The organism is Micromonospora sp. NPDC051296 (assembly GCF_040682255.1).
Taxonomy (GTDB): domain Bacteria; phylum Actinomycetota; class Actinomycetes; order Mycobacteriales; family Micromonosporaceae; genus Micromonospora; species Micromonospora craterilacus.
On record NZ_JBFBAO010000362.1, the window covers coordinates 1 to 7,033 of the forward strand.

Consider the following 7,033-nt stretch of genomic DNA (forward strand, 5'->3'; position numbering starts at 1 on the left):
GCGGGTGGCGACGGTGTCCGTCTTCGCCTTTCGCAACGCGGCGGCCTGGGCCTTCCCGCGTCCCTCGGCGACCGCCTCGGCGAGGTTGGCGAAGAGCACGGTCAGCCACAACCAGACGGTGATGGTCCAGGCGAACACCGACGGGTCGGCCGCCGCGAGGACGGTGGTGAAGGCCGCACCGATCTCGACGATCAGCATGACCGGGTTGCGCCAGAGGGTGCGGGGGTCGAGTTTGCGCAGCGCGTCCGGCAGGGACCGGACGAGCTGTCGAGGATCCAGTAGCCCGCCGCCGCGGTTGCCCTGGGTGGCGGGTGTGCCGGCGGTCGCCGCGTCGGCGGTGCCGTGCGGCGCCGGCGTGGAGGTGGTCATGTCGTTCTCTCTCATGGGGTGGTCACAGCCCCTCGGCCAGCGGGCCGAGCGCGAGCGCGGGTAGGAAGGTGAGCGCGACGAGGATCACCGTGACGCCGACGACCATCCCGACGAACAGCGGGCGGTGGGTCGGCAGGGTGCCCGCAGAGGCGGGGGTTGGTTGTTGGCGCGCGAGGGAACCGGCCAGGGCGAGCACGAGGATGATCGGCAGGAACCGGCCGAGCAGCATGCACAGGCCCAGCGCGGTGTTCCACCACGGCGTGCTGACGGTGAGCCCGGCGAACGCGGATCCGTTGTTGTTGCTCGCCGAGGTGAACGCGTAGAGCACCTCGGAGAGCCCGTGCGGGCCGACGTTGAGCGCGGTGGCGTTGTTGCCGGTGGCGAACGCCGCAGCCGTGCCGGCCAGCACCAGCGCCGGGGTGACCAGGAAATACAGCGACGCCAACTTGATCTCGCGCGGTCCGATCTTCTTGCCCACGTACTCCGGGGTCCGGCCGACCATCAGCCCGGCGACGAACACGGTGATCACGGCAAGGATGAGCAGCCCGTACAGGCCGGCGCCGACACCGCCCGGCACGACCTCGCCGAGCATCATGTTGACCAGCAGCATCCCGCCGCCGAGGGCGGTGTAGGAGTCGTGGAACGAGTTCACCGAACCGGTCGAGGTGAGCGTGGTGGCGGCGGCGAAGGTGGCCGAGTTCGACACGTCGAACCGGACCTCCTTGCCCTCCAACGCCGCGCCGACCGCCTGCGGCACCGTGCCGTGACCGATCAGCTCGAAGACGTTGGTCAGGGCGACGCTGGCGAGCGCCAGGACCGCCATGATCGCGGCGATCGCGTACCCCTGCCGGACCTGGCCGACCATCCGGCCGAACACCCGCGGCAGGCTGAACGGGATCACCAGCAGCAGGAAGATCTCCAACCAGTTCGTCCAGGTGGTCGGGTTCTCGAACGGATGCGCGCTGTTGACGTTGTAGAAGCCGCCACCGTTCGTACCGAGATCCTTGATCGCCTCCTGGCTGGCCACCGGGCCACCCGTGATCACCTGGCTGCCGCCGGTCAGCGTGGTGATCTCCGTGCCGCCGGACAGGTTCTGCACCGCCCCGCCGATCATCAGCACGAGGGCGGCGAGCACCGAGATCGGCAGCAGCACCCGTAGCGTGATCCGGGTCAGGTCGACCCAGAAGTTGCCCAGTTCACCGGTACGGCTGCGGGCGAAGCCGCGCACCAGCGCGACCGCGACCGCGATGCCCACCGCGGCGGAGAGGAAGTTCTGCACCGCCAGCCCGGCCATCTGCACCAGGTGGCCCATGGTCGACTCGCCTGAGTACCACTGCCAGTTCGTGTTCGTCACGAACGACACCGCGGTGTTCCACGCCCCGTGCGGGACCACCGGGTCGAAGCCCAGGGACAGCCACAGGTGGTTCTGCAACCGCATGAACCCGTAGAGGAACAGGATCGACACGGCGGAGAAGGCCAGCAGACTGCGCGCGTAGACGCCCCAGGACTGCTCGGCGGCCGGGTTCACCCCGACGAGGCGGTAGATTCCTCGCTCGATGCGGGCGTGCCGCGGGCCGGACACCACCCGGTACAGGTAGTCACCGAAGGGCTTGTGCACGGCGACCAGCGCCACCACCAGCGAGAGGATGAACAGCACACCGGCTGTCGTCACGGTCATCAGAAGCGCTCCGGAAACAGCAGGGCGACCACCAGGAACACGGCCAGGCCGATCGCCAGCACCAGGCCGACTGCGTTGGCGGCGCTCACAGCTTCTCCACGCCCCTCACCACCACAGCGAGGACCAGGAACAGTCCCACCGTCAACAGCACATACACCACGTCAGACACGTCTGACTCCTCGATTCCGGACCAGGTCGTCCCGGCCGCTAGTCGGCCGCGCCGAGCAATCACAACGCCAGTCAGGCAACCGCGAAAGGGCCTATAACGCGACCATCACGGCGATCCGGAGTTTTTTCACGCTGTCTTCACGCCGTCCCTTGCTCGATTCATCCCGACCGCCGCGCCCGGGCTGATCGAACCGCCCGCTGCCGGCGGAGCTGAGGCCGTAGGTCACCCCCCGTCGATCCGCTGGTCTCGTTCACCGAAGGCCCGCGAAACAGCAGGTCAGGTCACTACCGTGAGGGTCAGCACTTGCCGGAAGGCGGGACGTTGGCGCACGAGGTGGTTGAGCTGCGGGTGCACGGTGTCTCGGGCACGTCCGCCGAGGCGCTGCTGGATCATCCGATCGTGGCCCGGGTGGCCGGTGACGACAACGCCGGTTTCTACCGGCCGCGGCCGGGGTTCGGGATCAGTGACCGGCCGGGTGGGTTGAAGGTGGAGGCGTACCGGTGGGGTTCGCTGACCGCGGGCACCGCGGTGCGGACCTTGTCGTTGTTGTTCCTGCTGCCGTTCATGCTGGTGAACCTCGCCGTGTGGACCCGGCCGGCGACCGGTGGGACGGGCGGGTTGATCGGCCCGTTGTGCCGGCTGTTGGCCGCCACCCTGACCGCCGCTTTCGTGCTGTCCATCGTCGGGGTGACCGTCGACATCGTGGGCTGGCAGTGCGCCCCCTACCGCCCCTGCGTGCGGGGCCGCGGCTACCTGGGCTGGCTGGCCGACATACCGCTCGGGCCACGTCTGGCGCTGCTGGCGCTGGTGCCGATCGCCGCGCTGCGGCTGCTCGGGTGGCTCGGAAAACGGTCCGCCCGGGCGTTCGAGGCGTTCCCCGCCGCGCGGGGGCAGGACCGCACCAGCGGCGGAGAGGACCGGATCGACCGCCCCGGCTTCTGGAACGACGCACTCGTGGTGCAGCGACTGCGCGCCATCCACGTCGCGGTCGGGCTCGGTGTCCTCGACGCGGCCCTCCTCGGCGCGCTCATCCACATCCATCCCACGCCGGTCGGGCAGGTGCTTTTCGTGGCGGCCTGGGTTCTGCTCGTCGCCGGTGTCGTCCTGCTCTGCCTACCGGCCCGCCGTGCTGCGGCGGGTCCGGGCCGGGGCGAGGTCGACCTGCGCGGCATTCGGGCGCTGCGGCTGGCCGCCAACGGACTGACCGTGCTGGCCATCGTCTACGCCGCGGTACCGTTCGAGTCGGAACAGCCGCACGGGCAGTTGCCCGGGTACGAGGGCGCGGTCGCCGCGGTGATCGCGGTTCAGACCGGCCTGCTGGGCGCGCTCGTCGTCGCCACCATGCACCAGCGGCGACGTAGCCAGGGCGCCGGCTCGTCGTGGCTGGGCGGGCTGGCCACCCCGGTACTCGCCTCCGCGGCGGTCGCCGCCGCGTACGGGTTCTCCGCCGCCCTGGTGTACCGGGTCGCCGATTTCCTCGACCGGGGGGAGATCCCGAACCCGGCCCGGCCGAACGTGCCCGGCGCGCCGCCGCTGGAGCCGCCGGTCTCCTACCGCTGGGCGGCGCTCGCCGGCCTCGCGGCGGTCATGGTCGTCACCGCGACCACGATCTATCGGATCCTGGCGACCCGGCGACGCCGCCGCCGGATGGCCGAGGGGATCGTCCGGACGGACTTTCCCGACCCGCCGTCGGAAGCCCTGCCCCGACGGACCACCGTCCGGGAAATCATCGCCCGTGCGGCCCTCGCCGAGCAGCTCAGCCCGGTCTTCGTGGTCTTCCTGGTGCTGTCGCTGCTCGGCGTCGCCACGGTTGCGCTGGACCTGATCAGCGTCGGACCGTCGGAACTCAGCGCACGGCTGAGCAGGACCGGCGGTATGGCCAACACCGACCTGGTGTTCGCGACCGACGTCGGGATCTACGTCATCGGTCTGGTCGCGCTCGGGATCATCGTGCTCGGGCTGCTGTCCTACCGCTCCGAAGGAACCCGCCGCACCGTCGCCGTGATCTGGGACCTGGGCACCTTCTGGCCCCGCACCGTGCACCCCTTCGCACCACCCTGTTACGCCGAACGAGCCGTACCCGAACTCGCCAAACGGGTCACCGCGTTGACCACCCGGGGCGGGGTGATCCTCTCCGGCCACTCGCAGGGCTCCGTCCTCGCCGCCGCCACCTTGCTCCAGTTGCCGGAGGAGGTGCTGCCCCGAGTCGCCCTGCTGACCCACGGCAGCCCGCTGCACCGCCTCTACGCCCGACTCTGCCCCGCCTTCCTCGGCGACCAGGTCCTCCACGAAGTCGGCAACCGGATCAACTGGCGATGGGTGAACCTGTGGCGCAACACCGACCCGATCGGCGGCCCACTGTTCTCCGCCCACCGACCGGGCGAACCACCCCGCACCCACGGACCCGCCGGCACCGTCGACCGACGACTACGCGACCCGAGCGGCATCACCGTCGAACTCGACGACACCGTCCCCCCACCAATCGACCGACACTGGCCTTACCACACCGACCCGGTCTACGAGGCGGCCGTACGGGAGCTGGCCGGCCGACTCGACCCGAACGCGTACCCGCCCGCTCGCGACCGGTAAGCGCAGCAGCCCTACGGCGGTGCCGGTCGCGGGGTGGATGACGCCGACGATGGTCAGGCAACCTTTCGCGGCACAGCCGGTACTTCCTCGACCATGGTGCCGACCACCCTCGATCTCGTCGTCTTCATGCGCTGCGACGGGGTCGCCGACGACGTGATGGTGGAGCGGGAGCTGGCCGTCAACGGCAATCATGTGGCCGGGGGTAGCTGCGACGGAACCCTGCGCCCGGCGGACTGGGCCGGGAAGGGGGTCGCGGTGGGCGAACCCGCCACGTTCGTCATGACGATCACCGGGGCCCAGCGGTCCGGGGATGCCGGCAGCGTCTCGGTGCCGGTCCCGGAGAATGGCACCGTCGCGCTCGCCATCGGCGAGCGGATCCCGTTCGACCAGTACCAACTGCCGCCCCGACCGGCGGGAACACTCGGCCCGTTGGAGAACAACCTTCCGGCCGGCTGCACTGAGGCGCTGTGCCCGAACGTCGTCATCATCCGATCGGATCCGGCCGACCCGACGCGTCCCGTCCGGCAGACGCTGACCTGGCGGACGCTGACCTCGATCGACATGATCGCCCAGACGCCCGGGCTGCTGCACCTGCGGGTCGGCGGCGTCGAGGTCGGCACCGGCGAGTGGTGGGACTACGAGATGGCCGGCTTCGGCACGTACGGCGACGAGCGCGGCGAGTGGAAGCGTAAGCACGGCCTCGACCTGAGCCCGGGCGACCAGGTGACCGTCGAGGTCGTGCCTGAGCACTTCACCGGGGCCTGGCAGGTCGTCCTCACGCCGATCCCGGGAAGCACGGGCGGTTAGGGAGTGGCGATCCCGGGGGACCCTGGCCGCCGTGTTCGCAGTGATTGGCGAAGGATGAGATAGATACCTAATTTATACGATTTGCCCCGCCACCCCCGTCCGGCCGCGCTCGTTGCAGACGGTGTGCGTAGGACGGGACGGGCGGGGCCTGGTGCCCCGGCCGCTCCCACGCTGGAGGGAGCCCAGCTCTGAACCGGATCGCAGGAATGATCATCGCTGCGGGGGGTGGCCGCCGGATCGGCGGCCCGGAGGCCCTGCTGCACCAGGGCGGCAAACCCCTGGTCGACCAGATGATCGACACGCTGACGGAGGCGGGCTGCGGGCAGATCGTGGTCGTCCTGGGCGCCGCGGCCGAACAGGTCCGCCAGACCGCGGAGCTGAGCCGCGCCACGGTGGTGGTCAACCGCGCGTGGGGCACCGGGGTCGGTTCGTCCATCCGCGCCGGGCTGGCCGGGATCGACGACGACCAGGTCGAGGCGGCAGTGGTGGTGCCGGTGGACATGCCGGGGCTGACCGCCGCCGCGATCCGCCGGGTCGCCGCGCTGCCCTTTCCCGACGTGCTGGTCTGCGCCACCTACAACGGCCTGCGTGGCTACCCGATGCTGTTCGGCCGCCGGCACTGGGCCGGCATCGCCACCCTGGCCAGCGCCGATGTCGGCGCCCGGCCCTACCTGCTGGCGCACAAGGACCAGATCGTCGACATCGCCTGCGACTCGGTGGCCGACGGCAGTCGGGTCGACACCCCCGAGCTGGTGGCCCTCTACGGCCTGTCCGTGCCGGAGCAGCGGGTCGGGGCGTGAGGCGTCAAGCCAGGTCGAACAGGTCGGCGGCGCTCTGCCAGCACACCGCGCGCAGCCAGTCGTCACCCAGGTCGAGGCGGGCCAGGCCGGCCAGCTGATCGGCGTACGGGTACGGGATGTTCGGGAAGTCGCTGCCGAGCAGCACCTTGCCGGCCAGCCCCAGCTCGCGCAGTCGGGGTAGCTCGGCGGCGGGGAACGGCACCATCCGGTCCAGGAACGGCGTGAACGCCATGGTGGTGTCCAACCGCACCTGCGGGTAGCGCTGCGCCAGGTCGAGGAACGCCGAGTAGTCCGGCGCGCCCAGGTGGGCGACGATCGCGGGTAGCGACGGGTGCCGGGCCAGCAGCGCGGCGAACGGGTCCGGGCCGGTGTGCACGGTGCCGACCGGGGCGTGTCCGGCGTGTACCACCACCGGCACGCCGGCGTCGGCGAGCAGGCCCCACACGCCGTCCAGCGCCGGATCGGTCGGGGCGAAGCCGCCCACCTGGAGGTGCACCTTGAACACCCGGGCGCCGTCGGCGATCGCCCCGGCGACATAGCGGGGCGCCGCCGGCTCGGGAAAGAACGTCGCCGAGGGCAGGCAACCCGAGGTGGTACGGGCGAAATCCAGCGTCCAGCGGT

Annotated in this window: 6 protein-coding genes and 1 pseudogene; 3 read left to right on the forward strand and 4 right to left on the reverse strand. The window is 70.9% G+C overall.

Going from position 1 to position 7,033, the window contains the following annotated elements; genetic code table 11:
* The 3 genes and pseudogenes from AB0M52_RS27930 to kdpF form a co-directional block, all read right to left on the reverse strand.
* Positions 1-369: pseudogene (locus AB0M52_RS27930) on the reverse strand (potassium-transporting ATPase subunit B); the annotation flags it as partial.
* Positions 370-391: 22 nt separating this feature from the next.
* Complete coding sequence (kdpA, locus tag AB0M52_RS27935) at positions 392-2,047, reverse strand: potassium-transporting ATPase subunit KdpA (RefSeq protein ID WP_363959702.1); 1,656 nt, start codon at positions 2,045-2,047, stop codon at positions 392-394.
* Positions 2,047-2,136: a K(+)-transporting ATPase subunit F gene (gene kdpF / locus AB0M52_RS27940; RefSeq protein ID WP_363959705.1), complete on the reverse strand. Its 90-nt coding sequence runs from the start codon at positions 2,134-2,136 to the stop codon at positions 2,047-2,049. The genes kdpA and kdpF overlap by 1 nt, the downstream gene beginning before the upstream one ends.
* A 401-nt stretch (positions 2,137-2,537) precedes the next feature.
* On the opposite strand from kdpF, the gene AB0M52_RS27945 reads away from it, so the two are divergent.
* From AB0M52_RS27945 to AB0M52_RS27955, 3 genes are all read left to right on the forward strand, one after another.
* Positions 2,538-4,805, forward strand: coding sequence for a hypothetical protein (locus tag AB0M52_RS27945; RefSeq protein ID WP_363959708.1), 2,268 nt, complete (start codon positions 2,538-2,540; stop codon positions 4,803-4,805).
* Positions 4,806-4,898: 93 nt separating this feature from the next.
* Positions 4,899-5,612, forward strand: coding sequence for a hypothetical protein (locus tag AB0M52_RS27950; RefSeq protein ID WP_363959711.1), 714 nt, complete (start codon positions 4,899-4,901; stop codon positions 5,610-5,612).
* 206 nt (positions 5,613-5,818) lie between these two features.
* Positions 5,819-6,412 (forward strand): NTP transferase domain-containing protein, encoded by a 594-nt coding sequence (locus AB0M52_RS27955; RefSeq protein ID WP_363959714.1) that lies wholly within the window; start codon positions 5,819-5,821, stop codon positions 6,410-6,412.
* A 4-nt stretch (positions 6,413-6,416) separates the two neighbouring features.
* On the opposite strand, the gene AB0M52_RS27960 is transcribed toward AB0M52_RS27955, so the two are convergent.
* Positions 6,417-7,033: amidohydrolase family protein (locus AB0M52_RS27960; protein ID WP_363959717.1), on the reverse strand; the 617-nt coding region annotated here is incomplete at its 5' end.